The organism is Leisingera sp. CC-HEC096, from assembly GCF_059429235.1.
Genome location: NZ_JCAIJS010000001.1, coordinates 1,183,535 through 1,207,547 on the forward strand (window position 1 = coordinate 1,183,535; position 24,013 = coordinate 1,207,547).

A 24,013-nucleotide genomic window follows, 5' to 3' on the forward strand; every position below is an offset into this window, starting at 1 on the left:
TCCCCAAGATGTAACCAAGCGTCCCGGCGTTCACAAGGCGGGAAGCGGCTCAGGAGAATGCGTTGCGCAGCCGGGTGCGGTGGCGTGCCAGCCACAGCGCGGCGGTCACCAGCGGCATGTCCTGATAGATCTGGCCGTCCACGCCCAGCATCAGTTCATCATAACTGAGGATCTTGCTGCGGATGTCTTCGCCCTCGCCCGCAATGCCGCCGCCGCCATTTAGATCAGAAAGATCCGATATACCAATGAAAACATGGATCAATTCAGCGAGTGCGCCGCTGGATGGATAGACTTGGGCCACCGGCTCAAGCCGCTGCACGGTCACACCCGCCTCCTCCTGCGCTTCGCGGACCGCGGTCTCCTCGGGCGTCTCGCCCGGGTCGATCACACCCGCCACCGGTTCCCACATCCAGGGATGCGCTTCGCCCATCATGAAGGGGGGTGCGCGGAATTGCTCCACAAGAAGAACCTGATCGCGGACCGGGTCGTAGGGCAGCACCACCGCCGCATGGCCCGCCATCGAGGCACAGCGGTGCACCACCGGACTCATGCTGCCGTCGTAGCGGCGGAACTGCAGCTCCATCTCTTCCATCGCAAAGAAGTTCAGATGAGCGCGGGTGTGGCTGTGGACAATCACGTCCTTGGACAGGTCATGTTCCGGATCGCCCGGGCGCGCCTGGGCTGCCAGCCAGGCAGCGGCGCGGCGGCGCACAGAGGGGAAGCAGCGCGCCACCTCCTCAGCGGTCATGCGGCCGTGGTAGGCCATCACCTCTTCGGCGGCGCGCAAGGACAGCGCGCCCCATTTCTGCACCCAGGCCGCCAGGTCCCAGGGCTCCGCCGTCTGCCACAGGCCGGGTTCGGGGAAATAGACCTCTGCCGGGGCCGTGCTGCCATCCTCCAGCTGCACCGAGACCGGCTTCAGCGAGTAGCCAAAGCCGCCCTCGTAAAAGTTGAGTGCGTCCTGATCGGCGGGCGAAAGGTCCTGCACCAGAACGCCGTTGGCGGTGGCATCCGCACGCTCCTCGATCGCCGGAAACGGCTGCCCTGCGACCTGGTAGACCCCGTGCCCGGGCAATTTCGCAGCCTGCGCGTTCAGCGCTGCGCCGCTGCGGCCGAGTACCAGTTCGAGCAAAGGAAGATGGCGCAGCGTGCCAAAGAAGAAGAGATTAGCCACGGTCGGTAACCTGTTGTTAATGAATTATTATCAGCGCCAGCGGCGGGAAGCGTTTTCGGTCGCAAGCCCCGCCAGCACTCCGCCCACGGCCAGGGGCACCAGCACGGATGGCACAGCGATAACAAAGAAATAATCCAGCGCAATGACAAAGATCGCCGACAGCGCCTCAAACGGTCCGTCGTAGCGGTGGCGCATGGCGAGGCGGAACATCTCCCAAGCGCCCTGGATGAACAGCGCCCACAGGACCATCACCGCCATGCCGGTGATGCCGTTATTGACAGCCGGGACCAGGCCGCGGCCTGCCCGGCTGCCCATGAAAATCCAGCCGCAGAGCAGGCCCAGCACCACATTCACATGCACGAAATAGCCGAAATCGGTGCCCTCCGGCATCAGCGGCATGACCAGGAAGGACACGAAAAACGCCACCAGGCCCAGGCAAATTGCAGCGGTCAGTCGGGCTCCGGTGGGCATATGCGGTCAGGTTCCGTGCGGCATTTCAGTCAGCGATGAGCAACTGTAATCTGCGTCACGTCGCAATTTCCAGTCTTAAAGGCGGCCGCGCAGGAAGTGAGGTAAAAGTTCCACATCTTGTGGAACCGCTCGTCAAAGCCCATGCCGGAAATCTGGTCCCAGCGGGTGTTGAAAGTATCGTGCCAGCGGCGCAGGGTCTGGTTGTAGCTGTCGCCGAACTCGATCGAGCGCACGACGCCGAGGCCCGCCTTCTCCACCTGCTCGCGCAGCACCTTCGGTGACGGCAGCATACCGCCCGGGAAGATGTGCTTTTGGATGAAATCGACACCCTTGCGGTAAACCTCCCAGCGGCGGTCGGCGACGGTGATGATCTGCAAGGTGGCCTGGCCGCCGGGCTTCAGCCGGTCGCGGATGGTGCTGAAATAGGCGGGCCAGTATTTCTCGCCAACTGCCTCGAACATTTCAATCGAGGCGATGCCGTCGAACTGGCCGCGGCAGTCGCGGTAATCCTGCAACCGCAGCTCCACCCGGTCGGAAAGCCCAGCCCTTTCAAGTCTTTCGCGAGCAAACTTCAACTGCTCCTCACTGATTGTCAGCCCCGTGACCCGCAGCCCGCGCTGACCGGCAGCATATTCGGCAAAGCCGCCCCAGCCGCAGCCGATCTCCAGCACGTGGTCGCCGGGCTTCACGCCCATCTGGTCGACCATAGAGGCGTATTTGGCGGTCTGCGCCTTTTCCAGGCTGTCCTGGCCGCTTTGGAACAGGGCGCTGGAGTAGGTCATCGTGTCATCCAGCCACAGGCCATAGAAGTCATTGCCCAGGTCGTAGTGATAGGAGATGTTCTTTTTCGCCTGGCGGCGGTGGTTGCGGTGGAGCCAGAAGCGGAACCGTTCATAAGCGCGCGCCAGGCCGCTGCCCGGGAAGCCGTCATAAACTGTGTTGGCCCCCATATGGACCAGATCCATGAAGGCTTGCAGATCCGAGGTGCTCCACCATCCTTCCAGGTAGGCGTCTGAAAAGCCCAGATCGCCTTCGCGGATCAGCCGGGCAAAGCAGTCCGGGTTGTGGATGTGCAGATCAGCCACTGGGCCAGGGTTCCGCCCTTTGGCGGAGAATACGCGGCCGTCCGGCAAGTGGATATCCAGCTGCCCGACTTCCATTGCCTTTATCCTGGCAAACACCGCTGCAAAGTAGCGCGGCAGGTTTTCCTGTCCCTCAGCGGACGTGAACTTCATACGCTTCCCCCTGTACGAAATACGGAAGTGCTACAGGGAAAAGCTAGGCCGCAGGGGGCTTTCTGGCAAGAAAACTGTGCGTTAGCGGTTTTCACGGACTTCGTGATAGGCCGTGAGCGCGCGTTCCCGGCCGGCCTGCAGGCTGACAACAGGCTCCGCGCGGGCACCGTCAGGCGCGAGGCGCCAGGACAGCGGCGTGGCGTCGAAAAAGTCCAGTGCGGTTTGCGGCGGCTGTCCCTGGCCTTCGGCAATCCAGCGGCGGGTGTAGGTGCCGTCGGGGTCGAATTTCTCCAGCTGCCCCGACGGATTGAAGACGCGGAAAAAGGGGGATGCATCGGGACCGGAGCCTGCCACCCATTGCCAGCCCATGGCATTGGACGCCGGGTCCCAGTCCACCAAAGTATCCGCAAACCAGTCCATGCCGATTTTCCAGTGCGCCATCAGATGCTTGGTGAGAAAACTTGCGGCGATCATCCGGGCCCGGTTGTGCATCTTGCCGGTGACGTACAGCTCCCGCATGGCAGCATCGACAAAGCCGTAACCTGTCTGCCCGCGCCGCCAGGCCTGCACCTGCGGGGTGATGTCCTGCGACCAGGGGAAGGCCTGCCATTCCTCGCGCCAGCTGTCGGTCAGGATATGCGGCGAGTTGTACATCAGGTGATAGGCAAACTCGCGCCAGACAATCTCTTTCAGGAAGTGTTCAGCCCCCTGGCTGCCGCGTTCCAGCGCTGCGCGGCCCTGGTGCCACATGCGGTGCGGGCTGATCTCGCCCCAAGCGAGGTTTTCCGACAGGCCGGAGGTGGCGTCCTCCCCGGGAAAATCCCGGCGCGCCTTGTAGGCGTCCACCGCGTGTTCCAGGAATTCGTCGAGCCGCTCCTGTGCTGCCGCCTCTCCCACCCGGCAGTAACGGGCCACCACATCCGCGCCGCGGCGCATTGCGGCACCCATCTGCCAATCGGCCAAATCCTCACTGGCGGGCCAGCTGTCCGGTGCCTGCAGTTTTGCTGGCGCGGGCCGCAGGCTGTCCGCATCGCGGCCCTGCACCGCCTTCCAGAACGGGGTGTAGACCTTGAACATGCCGCCGGCCTTGGTCTCTGCCGTCCAAGGTTCAAACAGCAGCCGGCCGCCGTGGGATCTGACCTCGACGTCCTGCTCCTTGAGCTGCTGCTTGATTTCGCTGTCCCGGGCGATGGCCTGCGGGTCGTAGAGACGGGACCAGTGCACGGCCCCTGCCCCGGTTTCTTCGATCAGATCCCGCAACACCTCCAGCGCGTTGCCGCGGCGCAGGATCAGGCGGGAGCCCGCCTTGGCAAGTTGCCGTCCGAAGTGCTCCAGCCCCAGGCCGAGACGGAATTTGGGGGCGGCGCCCAGCGCCTCATCCTGATCGTCCAGGATGTGGACAGGAAGGACCGGGGCGCCGCTGCTGACGGCAGCCGTCAGGGACGGGTTGTCACACAGGCGGAGATCCCGCCTGATCCACCAAATCACCGGGGGACGGCTGCTCATGTCGATTTCCTTGTCCAGTTCGCGTTACAGCACCCGGTCCAGCGCCTCGATCAGCTTCGCGACCTCGGCTTCGGACGTGTAGTGGGTGAAGCTGATACGCAGCACGCCTTGGACTGGATCAATGCCCATCCCCTCCAGCGCGCGGACGGCATAGAAATCGCCGCCGCCGGCCATGATGCCAAATTCTGCCAGCTGGGCGGCCACCGGTTCCGCGGCACGGTTCAGTGCCAGGGCAACCGTCGGCGCGCGGTTTTCGGCAGTGGACGGCCCCAGCAGGCGCACATCATTGCGGTCCTTCACAGCGTCCAGCAGCGGTTGCAGCAGCTTCACCTCATGCGACCGCATCAGGTCGTGGACAAAGGCGCCGGTTTCCGCGGCGCTGCCTGAGTGGCCATGATGGGACGCCAGCGCCTCAGCGTAATCCGCCATACCGGCAGAAGCCGCCACCTGGGCGTGGTCCGGGCCTGCGGGGGTGAAGCGTTTGTAGAGGCTACCGGCGTTGAAGTAATGCGCCTGGTTCGGCAGCAGCTCGCCCAGCGCCTTGCGGATCACCATGACGCCCTGATGCGGCCCATAAGTTTTGTAGGCGGAGAACAGGTAGATGTCCGCGCCCAGTTCGTCCACATTCGGCAGCCCGTGCGGCGCGTAGGAGACGCCGTCAACACAGACAAAGGCGCCTGCGGCGTGGGCCATCGCAGTGATCTCTGCCACCGGGTTGATCTCCCCTACCACGTTGGAGCAATGCGGGAAGCAGACCAGGCGGACGTTTTCGTCCAGCAGAGTTTCCAGCTGCGCCAAGTCCAGATGACCGGTCTGAGAGTCTATCTGCCACTCGCGGACCTCGATCCCCTCCTCTGCCAGCCGCCGCCAGGGGCCGCTGTTGGCCTCGTGGTCCTGGTTGGTGACGATGATGGCCTCGCCCGCTTTCATGAACTTCCTGAACGCCTGCGCCAGCACATAGGTGTTCTGGGTGGTCGAGGGGCCAAAGCTCAGCTCCTCTGCGGCAACGCCCATCAGGGCAGCCAGGCGGGCGCGGGCCTCGTCCATCTCCTCGCCCGCCAGGCGCGAGGCCTCATAGGGCGCGTAGGGCTGCACCTTGCGCTGGGTGTAAAACCGGGTGAGCCGGTCAATCACCTGGCGGCAGGTGTAAGAGCCGCCCGCATTCTCAAAGAACGCCTGGCCCTGAAGGCTGGGTTCGGCAAAGGCCGGAAACTGGGCCCGGACGAAATCAATATCCAAAGCAGTCATTGCAAATCTCTCCTCAATCGCTGCGGTCCGATGGGAAGGCCGGCACATGCCAGGGATCTCCCCGAACATGGCAGGTCTTCCAGCCGAGCCGCGCTCCCGCACAAGGATTGAGGGATCGCAGGCAGCCCTGCAAGGCGCAAAAGGCCGGACAGGACGCAAGGGTCGTAACGTACCGCCGGCGGTCCGGTCAAGCGGCAAGGCTGATGCCGGAAACTGTCATCAGGGCATGAGACTTTGCCCCCAGGCAAACATGGAGGATTAGACATGGCCTTTACTCCCAAGGATTTCCTGGTCTGGGGCGAGCTGCCCGTGAGCGATCTGGACGCGGCAGTGACGTTTTATTCCAAGGTCACCGGTGCCGATCTCAGCATCGACAACAGCGGGCCGAACCCGATGGCAATGTTCAAAACGGCAGATGAGGCATCCGGCATTGCGCTGCACCTTTATCCCGGCAAGCCCGCTGGCGACGGCCGCGGCCCGACCCTGCATCTGACCGCTGAGGGTGAGCTGGAGGATGTGATGGAACGGGTCACGGATGCGGGCGGCAAGGTGGTTTCAGAGACCATCGCCATCCCGCCCGGACGGTTCTTTTATGCCACCGATCCGGATGGCAACTCGCTGGGGTTCTTCAAATACAACGACTGACAAAAAACGCCCCGGCTGCGCGGCCGGGGCGTTCCTATTTCCAGTGGCCAGAAGCCTCAGCGGGCCTCAGTCAACAGCCCGCGGAAGATCGCCCAGCACATCAGCAAGAGCACCACGGTGAACGGCAGACCGGTGGAAATCACCATGGCCTGCAGCGCCGCCAGACCGCCGCCCAGCAGCAGCACGATGGCCACGGCGCCCTCGAAGATGCACCAGAACACCCGCTGCGGCACCGGCGCGTCGACCTTGCCGCCTGCGGTGATGGTGTCGATCACCAGCGAGCCGGAGTCGGACGAGGTCACGAAGAACACGACCACCAGCACGATCCCGACAAAGGAGGTGATCCCGGCCAGCGGCAGCTCTCCCAGCATCTTGAACAGCTTGAGTTCAAGCGACGCGTCCTGCGCCCCGGTGAAACCATCGGCGACCACCTGATGAATTGCGGTGCCGCCGAAGACACTCATCCACAGCACGCAGACAAGGCTCGGGATCAGCAGCACGCAGATCACGAACTCCCGCACCGTGCGGCCACGGCTGACGCGGGCGATGAACATGCCCACAAACGGCGACCAGCTGATCCACCAGGCCCAGTAGAAGGCGGTCCAGCCCTGGCTGAAGTTCACGTCCTCGCGCCCGATCGGGTTCGACAATGCGGGCAGGTATTCGATGTAGGCCACCAGGCTGGTGGCAAACCCCGTCAGGATCGCCACGGTGGGTCCGGCCAGCAGCACGAAGACCAGCAGCAGGAAAGCCAGCCCCATGTTGATTTCCGACAGCACCTTGACGCCGCCGTCCAGGCCGCGCAGCACCGAGATCAGGGCAACTGCGGTAATCGCGGAAATCAGGATCACCTCTGTGGTGGCACCCATCGGCACCCCGAACAGCTCATTCAGACCGGCATTCGCCTGCGTCGCCCCGAACCCCAGCGAGGTGGCAAGACCGAACAGCGTGGCGAAGACCGCCAGGATGTCGATGATATGGCCGGTCCAGCCCCAGACACGCTCCCCGAAGATCGGGTAAAAGGCTGAGCGGATGGTGAGCGGCAGGCCCTTGTTATAAGTGAACAGCGCCAGCGCCAGTGCCACGATGGCGTAGATCGCCCAAGGGTGCAGCCCCCAGTGGAAGATCGTTGCCGCCATGCCCAGGCGCACAGCCTCCGCCTCATTCCCGGCAGCCGCGCCCAGCGGAGCCCAGTCGGTGCGGGCACCGCCGCCCTCCGGCACGGCCGTGCCGCCAAAGGCGGTGGAGAAATGGCTCATCGGCTCGCTCACGCCATAGAACATCAGGCCGATGCCCATGCCCGCCGCGAACAGCATCGCGAACCAGCCCAAATAGGTGTAATCCGGCGTTGCCTCATTGCCGCCCAGCCGCACGCTGCCCCAGGGGGAGACGATCAGAAACAGGCAGAACAGCACGAACAGGTCTGCAGCGCCGAAGAAGAACCAGTCAAAGGTGCTGGTCACCGCCGGGCGCAGCCAGTTGAAAAATGTGCCCGCCTGCTCCGGCAGCGCCAGCGCGTAGAACACGAAGGCCACGATGACGAGGCCTGAGACCAGGAACACCGGGTTGTGGATATCGACCCCGAACGGGCCGATCTGGGTTTCGATATTATCCTGCCCGATCTCGTATTCGGTATCGATGATATCCGCTTCGCCTTCCGGGGCGGGGATACCCTGATTTGTGGTTTCGTCAGCCATTGCGGCCTCCTTCCCTGTAAACTTCGGCCCAATACTCTTTGAACCCGCAGGCAAACGCTTGCGCTTTCAAAGGACCCCCACGGTCAGCTTTCACGAACGACCAGCACCGATACCGGTGCCTTCTCGGCCACGCGCCCGCCGTGGGCGTGGAACAGATAATCGCTCACGCTGGGAACATGGCTTGCCATCACGATCAGCCCGGCCCCGGTATCGCTGCAGGCCTTAACCAGCGTGGCATCCAGGTCCACCGCCGGATCGTGGCTGACAACGGCATGGCCCGAAGCGGTAATGCTGTGCTTGGCTGCCTGGCCGGACGCGAACTCATCGAGTTTTGCCGCATATTCCTGCGGGTTATGCGCCACCTTGCTGGGCTGGGGGGAGGTTACCCCCACGAAAATCACTTCTGCGTTGTAGAGATGCGCGAGATCCGATGCCATTTTGAGCGCCCGCTCAAGGCGGTCGGCGTGGGCCAGATCGACGGGCACCATGATTTTGGAATACACGGTCTCCCTCCTCTTGCTTCAAATTATATGCACCTCCGGCGCGGGGCCGGAAGAGCACCGGGCGGAGCGCTGCAGAGGCCGCGCAATTGCGGCAATGCTCCGTCCCTCTGGTCCGCGGCAGAGCCGCGGCACACATGAAAAACGCGCGGACAGCGCCGCGCGTTCATCCGGTAGATGCAATTTATTATAAGGATTTAGGCGTTGACGTCCACCACGACGCGGCCCTTGACCTGGCCTTTGAGGATATCCGCACCCAGTTGCGGCAAGTCGCTGAGGGTAGCGGGCTGGATCATCGCGTCCAGCTTGTCCATCGGCAGGTCCTTGGCAATCCGCTGCCAGGCGCGGACACGGTTGTCGTAGGGCTGCATGACCGAGTCGATGCCCAGCAGGTTCACGCCGCGCAGCAGGAAGGGGATGACGGTCGCCGGCAGCCCGGCACCGCCTGCCAGGCCGACCGCCGCCACCGAGGCACCGTATTTCATCTGCCCCAGCACCCGCGCCAGCATGGCGCCGCCGACGGCGTCCACGCAGCCCGCCCAGGATTCGCTTTCCAGCGGCCGCTTGGTGGTCTCGTTGATCTCCTCGCGGGCCACGATCTGGGTGGCGCCAAGCGATTTCAGGTAATCAGCGGTCTCCGGGCGGCCAGTGACACCAGCAACCTCATAGCCGAGGTTCGCGAGAATTGCGGTGGCGACCGACCCCACGCCGCCCGCGGCACCTGTGACCAGAACCGGCCCGTGGCCCGGCTCGAGGCCGTGATCCTCCAGCGCCATCACCGCCAGCATCGCGGTAAAGCCCGCAGTGCCCACAGCCATCGCGTGGCGGGTATCAAGACCCTCGGGCAGCGGCACCAGCCAGTCGGCGCGCACGTTGGCCTTTTGGCTGTAGCCGCCCCAATGGGCCTCGCCCACGCGCCAGCCGGTCAGCACCACCTTGTCGCCCGGTTTATACCGGTCATCCGAGGAGGCCTCGACGGTGCCGGCAAAGTCGATGCCCGGCACATGCGGGTATTTGCGCACAAGCCCGCCGCCCGGACCGATGCAGAGCCCGTCCTTGTAGTTCACGGTGGAGTATTCCACCGCCACGGTCACCTCGCCCTCGGGCAGCTGATCCAGGCTGATCTGCTCGACCGCGGCAGAGGTCTTGCCGCTCTCTTCGTCCTTGTTCACAACCAATGCGTTGAACATCTGCCTTCTCCTTAAATCCAGAATGTGTCGCGCACGGAGGCTGTGCGCATACCGTCAGGTGTTTCCACCTCAAGTTTCGTGCCCGCATCCCAATGGGTCATGCGGATCATGCCGATAGAGACGTTGGTCTCAAAGTCCGGCGACCAGGCGGCGGAGGTCACCTGCCCCACCCGCTTGCCATTCGCAAAGACAGCCCATGGCCGGTCGCAGCCTGGCACGGCATCGCCGTCAATCGCAATCGGGCGGATTTGCTGCACCGGCCCCTCCTTGGCCACCCGCAGCAGGGCGTCGCGGCCGATGCAGCCAATTGCCGTATGGGTGTTGCAGAACTTGCCCAGGCCGCATTCATGCGGGGTATTGTCGTCGGTCATGTCGTTGCCGTAGCTCAGCAGACCGCCTTCGATCCGTTCGATCAGGTTGGGGCAGCCGGCCCGGACCTGCAGGTCCTCGCCCGCCTCAAACAGACGGTTCCACAGCGGCATCCCCAGATCGCCGCCTTCGAGGTAGATCTCATAGCCGCCCTGCTTGGAGTAGCCAGAACGCGCGATCACCATGTCGCGGCCCTCGAACTGGAAGATGCCGAAGCGGAAGAAGCGGATCTTGCGCACCTCCTCGCCAAAGACACGGGCCATCAGGTCGTCCGCGCGGGGGCCTTGGATTGCGAGCGGCGAGACATCCGGCTCATCCACCAGCACATCCAGCCGCCAGCCGTTGGCAATGCCCTTGACCCATAACAGCAGATCGCTGTCGGCAATCGAGATCCACCAGCGGTCGTCGCTCAGCTTGACCGCCACCGGATCGTTCAGCATGCCGCCGGTCTCGTCGACGATGGGCACGTAGAAACACTGGCCTGCCGTCATGCCGCGCAGGTCGCGCGGTGTCAGCATCTGCATCAGCCGCCCGGCGTCGGGGCCGCGCAGCTCCACCTGGCGCTCGCAGGCAACGTCCCAAACCTGCACGTGGCGCTTCAGGTGGCGGTAGTCCGCTTCCACGCTCTCAAAGACAGTGGGCAGCAGCATCCGGTTGTAGACCGTATAGGCCTTGACGCCGGCGGCTTCGACGCCTTCGGAAAACGGGGTGCGCCGAAGGCGGCGCGACGGGGAAATCAGGGCCATGGCTATTCCTCCCAGAACCATGTGCAGTATGCCCGGCGGCCGCAGACGAGCAGCCGCCGGAAAAGCCGCTTATTTTGGGCCGTGCCAGTCGATCTGGCAGATCTCGGCAGAACGGCCATCGAAATCCCAAACCCGGCCAAAGGCGCGGACGCGGCCTTTGGTGGCGGTGGCGACGGTGATGTCGGGCCCCATCCAGTATTCGGTGTTGGTGACAACGATGTCCTTGCCGTCCTTGCCCTCGACCGGGACCACAGCGCCCTGGATCTTCTTGCCGACCATCAGGCGGCGCTCCTTGCCTTCGGTCTCGAAGGTGACCGGCGCGCGTTCGGCGCCCAGGAATTCGCCCACCAGCATGGAGAACAGCCCGGTGGTGCCGCGCGCCGCGCCCGAGAAGATCGCGACCAGCGCGTCATAGGCGTCTTCCGAGGCGCGCTCGTCAATATATGCCGCCGCCTTCCAGTTGCCGCGGCCCATGTTGCCGGGGATCTCCAGGAACAGGCCGACGTTCAGGCCCGACAGGTCAACCCCGCCGTATTCGCCCGTGTCGATGCGCACGCCCGCCCAGGCCTGGCAGTGACCCTCGGTCGGCGGGTGCTTGCCCAGCGACACCACGCAGGGGCAGAACACAGTGCAGTTGCAGTTGAGGATCAGTTCCCCTTTGATTGTCCAGGGCACGGTGCCCGTTGCGGCGTCCAAGGCCATGTCTTAGTCTCCCTCTCAGATTATCCCTGCCGCCAGCGCCAGCGCCGCAATCACCAGCCCCGCTCCCAGCGGTTTGGTGATGTAGCGGCCCAGGTCCGGCAGCTTTTCCAAAATCATGATCACGGTCGCCAGCCCCATGAAGGCGATGTTCATGGTGCCGCCCGCAAAGGCCAGCAGCATCAGCGCCCAGCAGCAGCCCAGGCACACCAGCCCCAGCCGCAGGCCGTTGCGCAGCGGGCCCTCGTCCCAGTGCTGCATAAAGAACACCAGCGGGCGGCGGCATTTGCTGAGGCAGGCCTCCTTGACTGGCGAGAACTGGTAGCCGCCCGCGATCAGCAGCAGCCCCGCCGACAGGTAGCGCGAGTTGCTGTCGCCAAAGGCGGTGAGCAATTCTGCCTGGAACAGTCCCAGTTGCAGCACGGCGGCCAGCGCGGAAAAACCCAGCCACACGGCCAGATAACCGCCCACCAGCCGGGTGAAACTGGTGCCGGGCGCGGTGTGGGACAAGTCCTCATAGGTGGCAAAGGCGGGCAGCGCGGTCGGCGCCATCATCGCTGCCGACATCAGCGCCCACATCACCAGCATCTTGCCAAAGCCCGCCGCATCCGGCGTCAGAGTGCAGAAATCGCGCCAGAAATCGGGCCCGTAGATCGCGCCAGCCGCGCGCAGCTCGGCCGGCACCGACATCGCATAAAGCAAGACCCACGCCCCCAGGATCAGCCCGAACAGGCCCAGCCAATGCCAGCCTCCCATGGTTCTGATCCGTTGTGCCAGAATGGCTTTCATGGCGCGCTCCGGGTAAGAGGGTCTGCGACTCACGTCTTGAGTTTTAAATGTCAGACTTTTAAATGTCAGACAAATGATTTCTTGCCGGGCCAGCTCCGGCATTACGCAGCGTCAGGATACCGGGTATGAAGATTGACCCCAACAGCTCCGCCGATCTTTCGGTTCAGATAGCCCAGGCGATCAAGGATGCCATCATTTCCGGCGAGCTGATTGTCGATGAGCGGCTGCCGTCGGAGGCGGAGCTGTCAGATCACTTCCAGGTCTCCCGCCCGACGGTGCGCGAGGCGCTGAAACGGCTGGCTGCGCAATCGCTGATCCGCACCCAGCGCGGCGCGGCGGGCGGTGCGTTCGTGAACCGGCTGAGCTTTGAAGACGCCTATTCGCAGCAGATCACCACGTCGACCTTGCTCCTCAGCATGAATGCGGTGAGTTTCGATACCGCCTGCGAGGCGCGCTACGCGCTGGAGCGTGCCTGTGCACCGCTGTCAGCCGAGCGCCGCAGTGCCGACCATCTGGCGACGATGCGGGCGGAGATCTTCCGCCAGGGGCAGCCGGGCCTGACCGACGAGGCCTTCTGCGCCTCTGACGTGGCGTTTCACCGGGCACTGGTGGATGGCGCGGGCAACCCGGTGCTTTCCTACCAGCTGGCCGGCGCGGTGGAGGCAATGCAGCCCTTGATGAACATGATCACCTTCACCGCCCGCGACCGGGAGGCGATCACCGGCCTGCATTCCCGCATTGCCGATGCCATCGAGGCAGGCGACGGCAGCGCAGCCGTCTCCGGCCTGCAGGACCTGGAGAGCGAGACCCGCAAGCTGGCCTCCGACGTCTTTGCCGCGCGGGCGCAAAGATAGGCAGTCAACACTTTGTTAACCATGACCCGGGACACTGGCGGCATGGTCAAACCCGGCTCCGCCCTTTCCCCCGAAATCTGGCTGCGCGATATCTTCGCCTGCAAGGCGGTGCAGAACGGCCAGGTGCTTCGCCGCAAGATCCGCGATATCGAGCGCTATGCCGGGATGGAGGCCTTTCTGGCCGAAGTCCGCGCCCGCGGGTTTCAGGCAGTGCTGAACCGCGAGCAGGTTGTCGTCTTCTGCAACAGCGCCCCGATCCGCAGACTGGTGTGACGGCACCGTTTTCCGGCGCGGAAAACGGCCAGAAATCCTGCGAGGATTTCTGGCGGCACCAGCGGCGGCACAGCACCAGTTTTCCGCGCCGGAAAACTGGCCGGAATCCTCGCAGGATTCCGGTTGCCCCCTTTGCAACCGCACAGAAGCGCATTATATAGCTGCTGTTCCCATGTGGAACTATGGACATAAACGCGCTCGTAATAAGCGGATCGGACCCGGGGGCGGTACCCGGCGGCTCCACCAAAATCCTTCGTTTGGGGATCATGGGGCCGAAACAGGATCGACGGACGTCTAAAGGGGTTTGCTTTGTCTCGGCGGGGTGCCACCGTACCGGCCCAAACAGTACAATTGCAAACGACAATCGTGCTCCGGTTGCTCTGGCTGCGTAAGCAGTTCGAGGAATCGAAATCTAAGCCCTTGCGCCTAGCCGCGTAAGGCGGGGTTCGCAGGTACCTGGCAACAGAAACCTGCACTTCTTCAGCCTTTGCAATGAAGGTCCTCTACCGGTCTCACGTGAATGCTTAAAACCTTATGTTTGGGCTGCGGTTCCTGCCGCCAGCAGATAGGCTGCCGGGATCTGAACCGGTACCGGCCTGCAAAAACAATGGCTGTCCCCTGGCCAGCACGAAGTTGAAAAACGAAAATCTGCAATAGCAGCCCGGTGTGCCGGAGCGCGCGATGCAACCGGCTCCGCCGGCCCGCCGCCCGGAAAAGCGAGGGCGGTTGCGAGCCCCCTCTGATGCTTGCCTGATCCGGCAAGGTTATACGCGACGAAAAGAATGACTCAGTCCCCCAACAATCCCGCACCTGAAACCCTAATCACCCGCCGGGCCGCCGCGTCCGCGCCCCAGACCGCCATGGCGGCACCATTCGATCCGGACAGCATGGCAGACATGCCGCTGACCCGTGTTCTGCACTACTGGTTCGAAGAAGTCTGGGGCAAAGGCAATCTGAATGCGGTTCCCGAAATCATGGGCAGCAACACGCTGATCTCCGGGGCGGTTTCTGCCCTGGCGGAACCGGAAAGCGATTACGGCGAGGTGGTCGCAGCGCTGCGCAACCTGCTGGGTCCGATCAAGGTGACCTTTACCCACGTGATGGAAACAGACGAATGGATCTCTGTCCGTATGCTGGCCGCAACCAGCAATCCCCGCGACGGCGAGCCGTTTGAAATCACCGGCCAGGTCATGGCCCGGGTACAGGACGGCAGGATCACCGAGATGCACTCCAACATGGATTATTTTCGAATGTTCGAGAAACTGGGGCAATTGCCGCCAGAGGCCATGGCCATCTGCCTGACCGGTGAGCGGCTAAGGTAGCGGGCGCTTACTCTCTGCCGGCGGCGGCTCCCGGGCTTGACAGGGCTGCCCCGGCTGGTCTTTTTAAAGACAGGGGGACAACCGCGAACGCCCCGTGAGGCGACAGCCCAAGGTTCGCATGTTAACCTTGCTTGCGAGGAGACATGCCCATGGCTGCCCCGAATGAAATCACCCCCGCCCAGCTGCTGCGCCTGATTGGCACCCCCAACGCGCCGGTACTGGCCGATATCTGCACTGAAGAAGACTTTGCTGCCGACCCCTATCTGATCCCGGGGTCCTTCAGGCATCCTCATTCGGATATCGAGGGCCTCAAGGCCCGCCTGAACGGGCGGCGCTGTGTGGTGATCTGCCAGAAGGGCCTCAAATTGTCGCAAGGTATGGCGGCCTGGCTGCGCAATGACGGGATCGTAGCGGAATACCTGCAGGGCGGCATGCACGCCTGGCGCGACCTCAAAGGCGCGCCGCGCCTGCCCTTCGAGGCCCTGCCCGCGCCAGTGGGCGGCAGAACCCTGTGGGTGACCCGGCACCGGCCCAAGATCGACCGTATCGCCTGCCCTTGGCTGATCCGCCGCTTTGCGGACCCGGAGGCGCGCTTTCTGTTTGTCACGCCGTCTGAGGTGGCAGCCGTAGCCGAACGCTTTGGCGCCACGCCATTCGATACCGAGGATGTGTTCTGGTCGCACCGAGGCGAACACTGCACCTTTGACACCATGCTGGACGAATTCGGCCTGCGCACGCCCGCGCTTGACACCCTGGCCCGGGTTGTGAGAGGCGCCGATACCAACCGGCACGATCTGGCACCCGAGGCAGCAGGGCTTCTCGCCCTTTCGGTCGGACTGTCGCGCCAGTACAAGGACGACCATCAGCAGCTTGAGGCAGGCATGACCCTTTATGACGCGCTGTACCGCTGGGCCCGCGATGGCCAGGGCGAAGGCCACGACTGGCCCGCGGACCGCAAGGCATGAGCCATCCCGGCTGGGCGGAGATGTTCCGTGTGTTCGGGCGCATCGGGGTGCTGAGCTTTGGCGGCCCGGCGGCGCAGATTGCGGTGATGCACAAGGAGCTGGTCGAGGACCGGCCCTGGCTGAGCGAGGAGAGCTTCCTGCGCGGCCTGTCCTTTTGCATGCTGCTGCCGGGGCCTGAGGCGATGCAGCTGGCCACCTATACCGGCTGGAAGATGCGCGGCACCGCCGGCGGGCTGCTGGCAGGCCTGCTGTTCGTTTTGCCGGGTGCGGCGGTGATTGCCCTCCTGACCTGGCTCTATGTGCAATACGGCACCCTCCCCGCGGTGCAGTCGGCCTTTCTGGGCATCAAGGCCGCTGTTGTCGTTATCATCCTGCAAGCGCTGCGTCGGCTGGCGGCCAAGGCGCTGCGCCACAGGGTGGACTGGATGCTGGCCGGGTTCGGCTTTGCCGCGCTGTTCCTGCTCAACCTTCCGTTTCCGCTGGTGGTGCTGGCCGCGGCGGTTACCGGATATTTGCGCAAGGCAGAAGACCCGGATCTGCCCGCCTCCGCCGCACCGTTTCAGGCGGCCAGCACACTGCGGACCATTGCCGTCTGGGGCAGCCTGTGGCTGCTGCCGCTGATCGCGCTCAGCCTGTCCGGCGCGGGCTTTCTGGCCGATGTCGGATGGTTCTTCTCCAAACTCGCCGTGGTGACCTTTGGCGGGGCATACGCGGTGCTGGCCTATATCAGCCAAACAGTGGTCAGCCAGTTCGGCTGGATCAGCGCCGGGCAGATGATCGACGCGCTGGGACTGGCCGAGACTACCCCCGGCCCGCTGATCCTGGTCACCCAGTTCGTTGCCATGCTGTCAGGGCTGCTGCAGGACGGGCTGGGCCTGTTTCTGGCCGCGGGTGCCGTGGCGTTGTGGGCGACCTTCATGCCCTGTTTTCTGTGGATCTTTGCCGCCGCGCCTTATGTGGAACGCATAGCCGCGCACCCGCGGCTGGGCATGGCGCTGAAGGCGGTGACCGCCACGGTCGCGGGCGTGATCCTGAACCTGTCGGTCTGGTTCCTGATGCATGTGGCTTTTGCCGGAACGCAGGTCTTTGAGGCAGGCATCCTGCATGTTCCCGTCCCCGTCTGGGACAGCATGGACACGCGGGCCGTGCTGCTGGTTTTGCTGGCGCCGCTGGCCGCCTGGATCGTGCGCGGCAATATGCTGCTGCTGCTTGCCGCGATGGCCTGCGCCGGTTTGGCCACTGCGGAATTCCCGTTTGCAATCAGCTGACTGCGACGGCCGTCGGAGGGCCGTGCGGTTCCAAGAATTTTTTCGCTGACCGAAAGGGCGGTCTTTTGTTTCCGCCAGAATCTCTTATGCTTGGGAACAAATGAACAAGGGGTGACTGCATGTCCCGTGAAATCGACTATGGCAACCTGATGCACACTGCCATGCGCGGCCTGATCCGGACCGTGCTGCAGGACATCGCTGAGAACGGCTTGCCCGGTAACCACCACTTTTTCATCACCTTCGACACGGCACATCCGGATGTGGAACTGGCCGATTGGCTGTCCGACCGGTACCCGGGTGAAATGACCGTGGTCATGCAGCACTGGTTCGACAATCTGACTGTGGATGACGAGGGGTTTGCCGTCACGCTCAATTTCGGTGACTCGCCCGAACCGCTCTATATTCCTTATGACGCTATCCGCACCTTCGTGGACCCGTCGGTGGAATTCGGCCTGCGTTTCGAAAGCGCCGATGAGGAGCCGGAAAGCTATGCAGCGGTGCCGGACGCCGACGAGGAGCAGGACAATGTCCAAGCTCCTGCAGAAGAAAAGAAAAACGCTGATATCGTTTCACTGGACAGCTTCCGCAAATAACGCGGAAGACCATCCCGGTTAACGTCAGGCGGCCTCGCAGGCCGCCTTTTTCTTGTCCGGATCACTGCCGGGCCAGGAAAGTGCTCAACTGCCGCCGGGGCTCGCCGTTCAGGCGCGAGGTATACTCCAGGTCCAGACCGCCTTCGGCCAAAGTCCGGTCGTACTGCTGCATCTCGTAGTCGCCGTTGGGGTGGATATACAGCGAGAACACCGTCAGCTTATCGCCAGTGATCCGGCCCCAGACAAACGGCTCTCCCTCCATTGGATTGAGCGGCACCGAATGGCCAAAGACGTTGCGCGTCATGGCTGCGGAGAAGACACCGTTGCGGCCGCTGGGCAGGAATTCGATCTCATAAGTCTTGGATTTCCGGCGGCCGTCATCCTTTTCAGTGGTGGAGGTCCATTTGATGGTGAACCCCTTCTTCATTTCGCGGATCACAACACTCATGTCCCGGGGATCGGTGTCACCATCAGCCTTCACGATCTCGACGCTGCCGGCGTATTGGCCGACAAAACGGGAAATATCGGCGCGCGCCCAATGCGGCAGAAGCAAGAGGGCCCCCGCCACAAGCATAGCAGCTAGGCCCAATGGGATTCTGAGAGTTCGCAAATGCGTCGGCACGTCGCAATTCCTTCCGGATGTCCAAGCCTGCCCTCGCACTGTAATCATAGCATGGTTTCAAGCAATGGCATGTCTTGGATTGCGCCAATTCGGCACTATACCTGACCGCGTGATTGGCTATGCTGCGCGCAACTGGCCAATTGCACTGCAGCAGCGCGCAGGCTAAACGGCATACAATCGCATACGCAACGGAGAGAAGACGGATGTCCGAAACCCGCACCGAAACCGACAGCTTTGGCCCGCTTGAGGTCCCCGCAGACAAGTACTGGGGCGCGCAGACCCAGCGTTCGATCATGAACTTCCCGATCGGCTGGGAAAAGCAGCCGGTTGCCATCGTGCGCGCGCTTGGCGTGATCAAGCAGGCCTGCGCCATGGCCAACAAGGACTCGGGCAAGCTGGACGCAAAGATCGCCGATGCCGTTATCCAGGCCGCCAGCGAAGTGGTGGCCGGCAAGTTCGACGACAACTTCCCGCTGGTGGTGTGGCAGACCGGGTCCGGCACCCAGTCCAACATGAACTCCAACGAAGTGATCGCCAACCGCGCGATTGAGATCCTGGGCGGCACCATCGGCTCCAAAGATCCGGTGCACCCGAACGATCACTGCAACATGGGCCAGTCCTCCAACGACACCTTCCCCACCGCGATGCATATCGCCACCGCGATGATGGTGCGCGACGTGCTGATGCCGGGCCTGACCAAGCTGGCGGAAGGGCTGGAAAAGAAGTCCGAAGAGTTCAAGGACATCATCAAGATCGGCCGCACCCACACCCAGGACGCGACCCCGCTGACCCTGGGCCAGGAATTTGGCGGTTACGCCCATCAGATCCGTCAGGGTCTGGCGCGGGTCGAAGCGGCGATGCCCGGCATCTACGAGCTGGCGCAGGGCGGAACCGCGGTCGGCACCGGCCTCAACACCCAGAAAGGCTGGGGCGAGACCGTTGCCGCCAACATGGCCGAGATCACCGGCCTGCCCTTTGTCACCGCACCCAACAAGTTCGAGGCGCTGGCGGCGCATGACGCCATGGTGTTCCTGTCCGGCGCGCTCGCGACCATTGCAGGCAGCTGCTACAAGATCGCCAACGACATCCGCTTCCTCGGCTCCGGCCCGCGCTCCGGCCTTGGTGAGCTGATCCTGCCGGAGAACGAACCCGGCTCCTCGATCATGCCGGGCAAGGTGAACCCGACCCAGGCAGAGGCGCTGACCCAGGTGGCGGCGCACGTGATGGGCAATGACGCGGCGATCAAGTTTGCAGGCTCCCAGGGCCATTTTGAGCTGAATGTCTACAACCCGATGATGTCCTATAACCTGCTGCAGTCGATCCAGCTCTTGGGCGATGCCGCGGACAGCTTCACCGAGCGGATGCTGAACGGCATCAAGGCCAACGAGCCGCGCATCGACAAGCTGATGAAGGAAAGCCTGATGCTGGTCACCGCGCTGGCGCCGACCATCGGTTACGACAACGCCACAACCGTTGCCAAGACCGCGCACAAGAACGGCACCACCCTGAAGGAAGAGGCGGTCAAGCTGGGCTTTGTCGATGAAGCCACTTTTGACGCGGTGGTGCGGCCTGAGCAGATGATCGGGCCCAAGGACTGATGGCAGGTTCCGGTTCAGGGCCGGTCAATCTGAACCGGTACAGAAAAGAAAAAGCGCGGGCCGAGAAAAGGGCCCGCGCTGACCGGAACGCTGTGACCTTCGGACGGACCAAGGCAGAAAAAGACCTGGACAAGGCACGCAACGCGCAAGAGGTCAAACGCCTGGACGCGCACAAGCGCGACGAATGAATTCCCGGCCCAAGAAGCATTCCTTGACCCTGCGCGGGCACCGGACGTCGGTGTCGCTGGAGGATGACTTTTGGGACGCCTTCCGCGAGATCGCAGCTCAGGAAGACCGGGCAATCAACGACTTGGCAGCCGAAATTGACGAACGCCGCGGCGAGGATTGCGGGCTGGCCTCCGCCATCCGGCTGTTTGTGCTGCGACGGTTAAGAGCGCGTTAACCGCAAATTGCAATCATCGGTTCATGCCGGTACCTGCCCCTCTCTCTGCTGACGCTTGGCTGCAGCAATTGTTCCGTTCCCAGGCGGCGGCCAAGGGTGGTGTCATCCGGCGGCAGAAGCGCGATATAGAACGGCTGCTCGGCTGGGACCGGTTTCGGCAAGAGTTGAAACACCGCGGATTCCATGCCGTGGAAAACGCAGGTCAGGTCGTAATTTTCTGCAATCAGGACGCCGTGCGCATCATCCAGTGACGCAATTTTCTTCGAAGAAATTTGCCAAGAAAATTCGAATTTTCTTGGCTAGCGTTTCGAAAGCTGCAGCCAGATCCCGTTCCTTGACCGCACCGTAAGATGCGCTACCGGCACCGGCGCCTTGCCCGCCACCGGTTCGACGCGGAACCGGCGCAGGATCATCGACAGGATCAGCGGCCCCTCTACCATGGCAAACCCCGCCCCGGTGCAGACGCGGGAGCCTGCGGAAAACGGGATATAGGCTTCCCGCTGGCACTTCTTGCCGTTCTCCGTCCCCCAGCGTGCCGGATCAAAGCCGTCCGGGTTCTCCCAAAGCCGTTCGTGGCGGTGCAGGTGCCAGGGACTGAGGACCATCTGCGCGCCCTTGGGCACGTCACGGTTGCGGAAATGCTCGGGACAGCTGGCCTCGCGCACCATCATCGGCACCGGCGGATACAGCCGCAGGGTTTCGCGGAACACATCGCGGCTGATCTTCAGCCTGGAGACAGCGGCAAAGCTCTCGTCGTCCAACGCCGAAGCCTCTGCCGCCACCTTCTCCTGCCACTCAGGGTACAGCGCCATCAGATAGAGCGCCCAGGCTAGGGCAGAAGCGCTGGTTTCATGGCCCGCGAGGAAGAAGATCGCCACCTGATCGACCATTTCGGCAGTATCAAACGTGCTTCCGGTCTCCGGGTCGCGGGTGGTCATGATTTTGGTCGCCAGATCATCCGGCGCGCTGCCCGCCTTGATCGCCGCCATCCGTTCAGCCGTCAGTTGGGCAATCAGCCTCCGGATCGTCTCAGCGTTCCGGCGGGTGCCGCGGCGGAAGAACCGCGGCATCCAGCGCGGCAGCGGCACGAAGGCGGCCAGGTTCAGCAAGGGCTGGCTGCGCTGGTAGTCGCGGAACCGAATGAAGACCTGTCCGGCCACCTCATGCTCGATCGGAATTGAAAACAGCGTGCGGAAAATCACATCCGCCGCCGCGTGGGAGGTTTCCTCCTCGATCTCCACCGGTCCCGTCCGCCCTTCCAGCCGCTGGACCGCCGCCTCTGCCGCGGCGCGCATCGCCGGGTAGGTATCCTTGAGCCGTCCCCCCTCAAACGCAGGATCAATGATCCGCCGCTGCCGCTTCCAGGCTTCGCCGTTGGTCAAAAACACGGAATTGCCCAGCAAGGGCTTCAAACCCTCGGCAATGCGGTCCGACTTGGGGAAATCGTCTGGACGCTCCTTCAGCAAGAGCTTCACCAGATCCGGCTGGTTGACCAGGAAAGAGCGGAAGAACGGGGTGCGGAACTCGGCCATCCAGGCGCGGTAGAGGCGCGCGGGCTGGGCCGAGAGGATGTCCTGCCGGAACAGCTTCACATAGCGCCAGAGCGACACCCGGTCGGGGCGCGCCGGCGGTTTCGGCGGCAGCACCTGGGTCATTCAGCGGCCACCGAAGTGAACTTCGACACCGGCACGTCAATCCGCGACTGCGAAGGTTTGCGGTCCCGGTAGCGCTGCGCCAGCGTCAGCGGCCCGGCTGTTATCCGGAAGTAGTCATAATCTCCCGGCCGGTCGAAGGCGCAGAGATACTGGAAATGCAGCCGGAAGAAGCGCCAGCGCAGCTGCTGCCAACGCTCCGGGCTGAGGGTCTGGGTGAATGCGGCGGAGAACACCAGCGGCCAGCGTTTGCCCGCTGGCGCAACGCCGCTGACCGCAACCGGGTCGCACAGCGCAAAGGCGCAGCCGTCGCCCGGGGCGGTGACATCCACCCAGGCAAGCTCCTCGCGCTGAGACAGGTATTTCAGGTCAGCCCGCAAACGTTTGGCCTGTGGCAAGAAGGAGACCATTGGCACCACCTGCCCCAGTGTCAGGAACCCCAGCGCCGGGCGGGTGTCCGGAACGCCCTCCCGGATCAGGTCCGCCAGCACCGACACGCCCACATGCGCGCCGGAGGAATGGCCGACGACCAGCACCTCATCCAGACTTTTGTCCTGCAAGGCCTCGGCAATCACAGAGCGGAATTCCCTCATCCGCGTTTCCATCTCCGGCGGGATCGCACCGCCGGCGGCTGCCGAATGCGCGTAGTCGTGCATCAGGTAATAGGCGAAGAACTTGCCATCGCGTTCCTTGAACCAGCGCAGCAGCGCATATCCGGCGCCAAGGCCCAAGGCCCAGCCCGGCAGCCATGTGAAAGTACCGCCAACCCCGGCCGCGACTGAAAGAAGACCAAAGGCATGGGCAACACCCCAGGCCAGCAGTAGCGCCAGCAGCGCCTGCAAGAGCAGCATTCCTACCGGGTAAAGCGCCGCAATCACCGGCCCCTTGCGCAGCCGCATCAGCCGCCTGAGCGCCCCGGTTGAGATATAGATCCAGGCGGTGCGCAACAGCTGCCAATAGGTGCCGGGGATCGTCGCCTCCATGCTGCCGCGCACGATGTCGGACCAGACCAGCACTTCGATATCCGCCTCGGTCCTTTGCCCGTCCATCTCAGCAGCCGTGTGCCAGCCGTAGGGGCCTCTGGTCCGTTTGGGGGACAGCGTCAGGCTGTAACCGGAAATCTGCGCCTGAGCCGCGCCTTCCTTGCGGTAGAGCTCCCGGTAGCGGCGCGGGTGAATCGGGTCATAGCCGGGGATGTAGAACACCCGGCGTTTGCGTACCTGCTGAGGGTTGGAACCGATTTGATCCACGCTGTCCTGCTCTGACATTTCGAAGGCAGACTAGCAGCGCAATCCGGCAAGAGTAAGGCTGGGAGGGACAAAGAAGAAGGGGCCCTCAGGCCCCTTTGAAACTCCCCGGGGTCATCCCAGTGTTGCCAGCGCCGGGAATGTCTCCAGCAGCCACCAGGAGAAGGTGGTGAACAGGCCGGTAACCAGCATGATGCCGACGAACAGCAACAGGCCGCCCATTGCCTTTTCAATCACACCCATGTGGCGCTTCATCTTGTTCATCAGCGTCATCGAACGGTTGAGGAACATCGCCGCCAGCAGGAAGGGCACGCCCAGGCCCGCGGCATAAACGCCCAGCAGGATGGTGCCGCGGCTGACCGAAGCCTCCGATGCGGCCAGCGACAGGATCGCGCCCAGCTGCGGCCCTATGCAGGGGGTCCAGCCAAAGGCAAAAGCCAGCCCCAGAACATAGGCGCCCAGAGCGGAGCCGCCGGATTCGCCGGCCTCCATCCGCGCCTCGCGGTCCAGCAGCGGAATGCGAAAGACCGACAGGAAGTGCAGGCCGAAAATGATCACCACGACACCTGAGACTTGCGCAAAAAGTTCCTGATTTTGCAGCACAAATGCGCCGAAAGCCGAGGCCGTGAAGCCCAGCAGAAGGAACACCGTGGACAGCCCCAGCACGAAGAACAGCGCCGCAATGATGGCCTTGCGCCGCGCGGCGACCGTGCCCTGCATCTCGCCAATGGTGACGCCGCTCATATAGGCCAGGTAGGGCGGCACGATCGGCAGCACGCAAGGCGACAGGAAACTGATCACGCCGCCCAGCAGCGCCACCAGCATGGCAGGGAGCAGCCCTGCGTCGATGATCTCGATTCCAAACATGATCCACACTTATGCCAGCAGGCGGCCAACGTCACGGGGACGGCTGGTCACATCCTTGTGGACAGCATGAAACATCCCCC

Annotated in this window: 26 protein-coding genes and 1 other RNA gene; 12 read left to right on the plus strand and 15 right to left on the minus strand. The window is 63.4% G+C overall.

What is annotated here, in order from left to right; all coding sequences use genetic code 11:
* Positions 1-49: 49 nt before the first annotated feature.
* From AC5STI_RS05785 to AC5STI_RS05805, 5 genes are all read right to left on the minus strand, one after another.
* Positions 50-1,174 (minus strand): NUDIX domain-containing protein, encoded by a 1,125-nt coding sequence (locus tag AC5STI_RS05785; RefSeq protein WP_495445995.1) that lies wholly within the window; start codon positions 1,172-1,174, stop codon positions 50-52.
* Positions 1,175-1,204: 30 nt separating this feature from the next.
* The gene (locus AC5STI_RS05790; protein WP_475052448.1) at positions 1,205-1,645 is read right to left on the minus strand and encodes a TrgA family protein; all 441 of its coding nucleotides are present in this window, start codon (positions 1,643-1,645) and stop codon (positions 1,205-1,207) included.
* A gap of 29 nt (positions 1,646-1,674) precedes the next feature.
* Entirely contained in the window at positions 1,675-2,880 is a 1,206-nt protein-coding gene (locus AC5STI_RS05795) for a class I SAM-dependent methyltransferase (RefSeq protein WP_490397922.1), read from the minus strand.
* A gap of 81 nt (positions 2,881-2,961) precedes the next feature.
* Positions 2,962-4,386, minus strand: coding sequence for a cryptochrome/photolyase family protein (locus tag AC5STI_RS05800; RefSeq protein WP_495445996.1), 1,425 nt, complete (start codon positions 4,384-4,386; stop codon positions 2,962-2,964).
* Between the two features lie 24 nt (positions 4,387-4,410).
* Positions 4,411-5,634, minus strand: a complete 1,224-nt coding sequence (locus AC5STI_RS05805) for an aminotransferase class V-fold PLP-dependent enzyme (protein ID WP_495445997.1) — start codon at positions 5,632-5,634, stop codon at positions 4,411-4,413.
* A 264-nt stretch (positions 5,635-5,898) separates the two neighbouring features.
* Here AC5STI_RS05805 and AC5STI_RS05810 point away from each other — a divergent pair, with 264 nt between their 5' ends.
* Positions 5,899-6,279, plus strand: a complete 381-nt coding sequence (locus AC5STI_RS05810; RefSeq protein ID WP_475052457.1) for a VOC family protein — start codon at positions 5,899-5,901, stop codon at positions 6,277-6,279.
* A 56-nt stretch (positions 6,280-6,335) separates the two neighbouring features.
* On the opposite strand, the gene AC5STI_RS05815 is transcribed toward AC5STI_RS05810, so the two are convergent.
* The 6 genes from AC5STI_RS05815 to AC5STI_RS05840 all read right to left on the minus strand — a co-directional run bounded on the left by AC5STI_RS05815 (position 6,336) and on the right by AC5STI_RS05840 (position 12,269).
* Positions 6,336-7,976 (minus strand): BCCT family transporter, encoded by a 1,641-nt coding sequence (locus AC5STI_RS05815; RefSeq protein WP_495445998.1) that lies wholly within the window; start codon positions 7,974-7,976, stop codon positions 6,336-6,338.
* A gap of 83 nt (positions 7,977-8,059) precedes the next feature.
* The gene (locus AC5STI_RS05820) at positions 8,060-8,479 is read right to left on the minus strand and encodes a universal stress protein (RefSeq protein WP_495445999.1); all 420 of its coding nucleotides are present in this window, start codon (positions 8,477-8,479) and stop codon (positions 8,060-8,062) included.
* 194 nt (positions 8,480-8,673) lie between these two features.
* The gene (acuI, locus tag AC5STI_RS05825) at positions 8,674-9,666 is read right to left on the minus strand and encodes an acryloyl-CoA reductase (protein ID WP_495446000.1); all 993 of its coding nucleotides are present in this window, start codon (positions 9,664-9,666) and stop codon (positions 8,674-8,676) included.
* Between the two features lie 11 nt (positions 9,667-9,677).
* Positions 9,678-10,781 carry a dimethylsulfoniopropionate demethylase gene (locus tag AC5STI_RS05830; RefSeq protein ID WP_495446001.1) on the minus strand — a complete coding sequence of 368 codons (1,104 nt, stop codon included), beginning with the start codon at positions 10,779-10,781 and terminating at the stop codon, positions 9,678-9,680.
* Between the two features lie 69 nt (positions 10,782-10,850).
* Positions 10,851-11,483, minus strand: a complete 633-nt coding sequence (locus AC5STI_RS05835) for a DUF1326 domain-containing protein (RefSeq protein WP_495446002.1) — start codon at positions 11,481-11,483, stop codon at positions 10,851-10,853.
* 15 nt (positions 11,484-11,498) lie between these two features.
* A complete protein-coding gene (locus AC5STI_RS05840; RefSeq protein ID WP_495446003.1) occupies positions 11,499-12,269 on the minus strand; it encodes a DUF2182 domain-containing protein in 771 nt (256 codons plus the stop codon).
* Between the two features lie 125 nt (positions 12,270-12,394).
* Between AC5STI_RS05840 and AC5STI_RS05845 the strand changes: the two genes are divergently transcribed.
* The 7 genes from AC5STI_RS05845 (at position 12,395) to AC5STI_RS05875 (ending at position 17,544) form a co-directional block, all read left to right on the plus strand.
* Positions 12,395-13,123, plus strand: a complete 729-nt coding sequence (locus AC5STI_RS05845) for a FadR/GntR family transcriptional regulator (RefSeq protein WP_475052472.1) — start codon at positions 12,395-12,397, stop codon at positions 13,121-13,123.
* A 21-nt stretch (positions 13,124-13,144) separates the two neighbouring features.
* Complete coding sequence (locus tag AC5STI_RS05850) at positions 13,145-13,396, plus strand: aspartate aminotransferase (RefSeq protein WP_495446004.1); 252 nt, start codon at positions 13,145-13,147, stop codon at positions 13,394-13,396.
* A gap of 127 nt (positions 13,397-13,523) precedes the next feature.
* Positions 13,524-13,873: a transfer-messenger RNA gene (ssrA, locus tag AC5STI_RS05855) on the plus strand.
* 305 nt (positions 13,874-14,178) lie between these two features.
* Entirely contained in the window at positions 14,179-14,718 is a 540-nt protein-coding gene (locus tag AC5STI_RS05860) for a nuclear transport factor 2 family protein (protein ID WP_495446005.1), read from the plus strand.
* Between the two features lie 149 nt (positions 14,719-14,867).
* Positions 14,868-15,683, plus strand: a complete 816-nt coding sequence (locus AC5STI_RS05865) for a chromate resistance protein ChrB domain-containing protein (RefSeq protein WP_495446006.1) — start codon at positions 14,868-14,870, stop codon at positions 15,681-15,683.
* Complete coding sequence (gene chrA / locus AC5STI_RS05870; protein ID WP_495446007.1) at positions 15,680-16,951, plus strand: chromate efflux transporter; 1,272 nt, start codon at positions 15,680-15,682, stop codon at positions 16,949-16,951. The genes AC5STI_RS05865 and chrA overlap by 4 nt, the downstream gene beginning before the upstream one ends.
* 119 nt (positions 16,952-17,070) lie before the next feature.
* Positions 17,071-17,544, plus strand: coding sequence for an SspB family protein (locus AC5STI_RS05875; RefSeq protein WP_475052482.1), 474 nt, complete (start codon positions 17,071-17,073; stop codon positions 17,542-17,544).
* 61 nt (positions 17,545-17,605) lie between these two features.
* On the opposite strand, the gene AC5STI_RS05880 is transcribed toward AC5STI_RS05875, so the two are convergent.
* The gene (locus AC5STI_RS05880) at positions 17,606-18,118 is read right to left on the minus strand and encodes a hypothetical protein (protein WP_495446008.1); all 513 of its coding nucleotides are present in this window, start codon (positions 18,116-18,118) and stop codon (positions 17,606-17,608) included.
* 251 nt (positions 18,119-18,369) lie between these two features.
* Between AC5STI_RS05880 and fumC the strand changes: the two genes are divergently transcribed.
* The 4 genes from fumC to AC5STI_RS05900 are packed head-to-tail and all read left to right on the plus strand — an operon-like array spanning position 18,370 to position 20,418.
* On the plus strand, positions 18,370-19,764 hold the full coding sequence (fumC, locus tag AC5STI_RS05885; RefSeq protein ID WP_495446009.1) for a class II fumarate hydratase: 1,395 nt from the start codon (positions 18,370-18,372) through the stop codon (positions 19,762-19,764).
* Positions 19,764-19,952, plus strand: coding sequence for a DUF4169 family protein (locus AC5STI_RS05890; RefSeq protein WP_495446010.1), 189 nt, complete (start codon positions 19,764-19,766; stop codon positions 19,950-19,952). The genes fumC and AC5STI_RS05890 overlap by 1 nt, the downstream gene beginning before the upstream one ends.
* Positions 19,949-20,167: a ribbon-helix-helix domain-containing protein gene (locus tag AC5STI_RS05895; RefSeq protein ID WP_495446011.1), complete on the plus strand. Its 219-nt coding sequence runs from the start codon at positions 19,949-19,951 to the stop codon at positions 20,165-20,167. The genes AC5STI_RS05890 and AC5STI_RS05895 overlap by 4 nt, the downstream gene beginning before the upstream one ends.
* Positions 20,168-20,190: 23 nt before the next feature.
* Positions 20,191-20,418, plus strand: a complete 228-nt coding sequence (locus AC5STI_RS05900) for an N-(5'-phosphoribosyl)anthranilate isomerase (protein WP_259973249.1) — start codon at positions 20,191-20,193, stop codon at positions 20,416-20,418.
* A 48-nt stretch (positions 20,419-20,466) separates the two neighbouring features.
* Here the strand turns inward: AC5STI_RS05900 and AC5STI_RS05905 are convergent, their stop codons facing one another.
* The 3 genes from AC5STI_RS05905 to AC5STI_RS05915 form a co-directional block, all read right to left on the minus strand.
* Positions 20,467-21,822, minus strand: coding sequence for a cytochrome P450 (locus AC5STI_RS05905; RefSeq protein WP_495446012.1), 1,356 nt, complete (start codon positions 21,820-21,822; stop codon positions 20,467-20,469).
* Complete coding sequence (locus AC5STI_RS05910; RefSeq protein WP_495446013.1) at positions 21,819-23,087, minus strand: hypothetical protein; 1,269 nt, start codon at positions 23,085-23,087, stop codon at positions 21,819-21,821. The genes AC5STI_RS05905 and AC5STI_RS05910 overlap by 4 nt, the downstream gene beginning before the upstream one ends.
* A 93-nt stretch (positions 23,088-23,180) precedes the next feature.
* Complete coding sequence (locus AC5STI_RS05915) at positions 23,181-23,933, minus strand: cytochrome c biogenesis CcdA family protein (RefSeq protein ID WP_475052501.1); 753 nt, start codon at positions 23,931-23,933, stop codon at positions 23,181-23,183.
* Between the last annotated feature and the right edge of the window lie 80 nt (positions 23,934-24,013).

Coding starts and splice junctions, on each gene's coding strand:
- acuI (WP_495446000.1), bottom strand. CDS start 9,666: ATGTTCAACGCATTGGTTGTGAACAAGGACGAAGAGAGCGGCAAGACC.
- AC5STI_RS05805 (WP_495445997.1), bottom strand. CDS start 5,634: ATGACTGCTTTGGATATTGATTTCGTCCGGGCCCAGTTTCCGGCCTTT.
- AC5STI_RS05845 (WP_475052472.1), top strand. CDS start 12,395: ATGAAGATTGACCCCAACAGCTCCGCCGATCTTTCGGTTCAGATAGCC.
- AC5STI_RS05905 (WP_495446012.1), bottom strand. CDS start 21,822: ATGACCCAGGTGCTGCCGCCGAAACCGCCGGCGCGCCCCGACCGGGTG.
- AC5STI_RS05875 (WP_475052482.1), top strand. CDS start 17,071: ATGTCCCGTGAAATCGACTATGGCAACCTGATGCACACTGCCATGCGC.
- AC5STI_RS05835 (WP_495446002.1), bottom strand. CDS start 11,483: ATGGCCTTGGACGCCGCAACGGGCACCGTGCCCTGGACAATCAAAGGG.
- AC5STI_RS05810 (WP_475052457.1), top strand. CDS start 5,899: ATGGCCTTTACTCCCAAGGATTTCCTGGTCTGGGGCGAGCTGCCCGTG.
- AC5STI_RS05910 (WP_495446013.1), bottom strand. CDS start 23,087: ATGTCAGAGCAGGACAGCGTGGATCAAATCGGTTCCAACCCTCAGCAG.
- fumC (WP_495446009.1), top strand. CDS start 18,370: ATGTCCGAAACCCGCACCGAAACCGACAGCTTTGGCCCGCTTGAGGTC.
- AC5STI_RS05850 (WP_495446004.1), top strand. CDS start 13,145: ATGACCCGGGACACTGGCGGCATGGTCAAACCCGGCTCCGCCCTTTCC.
- AC5STI_RS05860 (WP_495446005.1), top strand. CDS start 14,179: ATGACTCAGTCCCCCAACAATCCCGCACCTGAAACCCTAATCACCCGC.
- AC5STI_RS05790 (WP_475052448.1), bottom strand. CDS start 1,645: ATGCCCACCGGAGCCCGACTGACCGCTGCAATTTGCCTGGGCCTGGTG.
- chrA (WP_495446007.1), top strand. CDS start 15,680: ATGAGCCATCCCGGCTGGGCGGAGATGTTCCGTGTGTTCGGGCGCATC.
- AC5STI_RS05880 (WP_495446008.1), bottom strand. CDS start 18,118: ATGCTTGTGGCGGGGGCCCTCTTGCTTCTGCCGCATTGGGCGCGCGCC.
- AC5STI_RS05895 (WP_495446011.1), top strand. CDS start 19,949: ATGAATTCCCGGCCCAAGAAGCATTCCTTGACCCTGCGCGGGCACCGG.
- AC5STI_RS05900 (WP_259973249.1), top strand. CDS start 20,191: ATGCCGGTACCTGCCCCTCTCTCTGCTGACGCTTGGCTGCAGCAATTG.
- AC5STI_RS05865 (WP_495446006.1), top strand. CDS start 14,868: ATGGCTGCCCCGAATGAAATCACCCCCGCCCAGCTGCTGCGCCTGATT.
- AC5STI_RS05915 (WP_475052501.1), bottom strand. CDS start 23,933: ATGTTTGGAATCGAGATCATCGACGCAGGGCTGCTCCCTGCCATGCTG.
- AC5STI_RS05890 (WP_495446010.1), top strand. CDS start 19,764: ATGGCAGGTTCCGGTTCAGGGCCGGTCAATCTGAACCGGTACAGAAAA.
- AC5STI_RS05830 (WP_495446001.1), bottom strand. CDS start 10,781: ATGGCCCTGATTTCCCCGTCGCGCCGCCTTCGGCGCACCCCGTTTTCC.
- AC5STI_RS05840 (WP_495446003.1), bottom strand. CDS start 12,269: ATGAAAGCCATTCTGGCACAACGGATCAGAACCATGGGAGGCTGGCAT.
- AC5STI_RS05800 (WP_495445996.1), bottom strand. CDS start 4,386: ATGAGCAGCCGTCCCCCGGTGATTTGGTGGATCAGGCGGGATCTCCGC.
- AC5STI_RS05815 (WP_495445998.1), bottom strand. CDS start 7,976: ATGGCTGACGAAACCACAAATCAGGGTATCCCCGCCCCGGAAGGCGAA.
- AC5STI_RS05795 (WP_490397922.1), bottom strand. CDS start 2,880: ATGAAGTTCACGTCCGCTGAGGGACAGGAAAACCTGCCGCGCTACTTT.